1 protein-coding gene is annotated in these 799 nt (G+C 33.8%); it reads right to left on the bottom strand.

The genetic code is table 11. The features are described 5' to 3' along the window. A partial coding sequence (locus AMO08_RS05205; protein WP_143323819.1) for a TRAP transporter large permease subunit occupies window positions 1-554 on the bottom strand: 554 nt, incomplete at its 3' end. Between the last annotated feature and the right edge of the window lie 245 nt (window positions 555-799).

The raw sequence follows: 799 nt of genomic DNA, 5'->3' as shown, positions 1-799 counted from the left end.
GCAATAATAATTAATACAATTGAAGGAGGTATAATTTGTCCAAGAGTTCCTGAAGAACAAACGATCCCACTTGCTAGACTTTTATCATATTTATTATTAAGCATTGTGGGTAGTGATATTAGTCCCATTGCTATAACTGTTGCACCAACAATACCTGTGGTAGCTGCAAGTAATGCTCCAACAAAAATTACTGATATTCCTAGACCTCCAGGGATGGGTCCAAATAACTGCCCCATTGTAACTAAAAGATCTTCCGCAATTTTTGATTTTTGCAACATGATCCCCATGAAAATAAATAAAGGAATTGCAATTAAAGTATCAGTTTCTACATCCCAGTAGTTACTCCTAAAATTTGTAATACCAGCGGTTAACCATTCTTTAGGGCCATCAACAGCAAAATAAGCACTGCTGTCCCCTGCAAACAAATAACCAAAAAAAGCTGCAAGCCCAATTGAAATTATTGCAGATCCAGGTAGAGCAAAAGCTACAGGAAAACCAGAAGCTAAAGCACCAATCATTATAATTACAAGTAAAGCTAAAAATAAGTGTTCCATTTTTTAGTTCTTTAAAAGTTTGTGACTACTACTCATAAAGTAGCTAGTAAATTGAGTTAACATGCTTACAGCAAATACTGCTAAATAAACTGCCATCAAGTAAAGCAAATATAATCCATTTGAACCTTGTTGAGTGATTTCAAATGAAATTACAGGGCCATTAATGATACTAGCTTTACCACCCATACCTAAAAATATTACAATCAAACATAAAGGAAAAAAAGATGCTTACTATCCAATTATAA

This window comes from Candidatus Pelagibacter communis (assembly GCF_001180205.1).
Classification (GTDB): Bacteria; Pseudomonadota; Alphaproteobacteria; order Pelagibacterales; family Pelagibacteraceae; genus Pelagibacter; species Pelagibacter ubique_O.
Note: the sequence above shows the minus strand (reverse complement) of the source record. Positions and strands in the feature narration are given on the sequence as shown.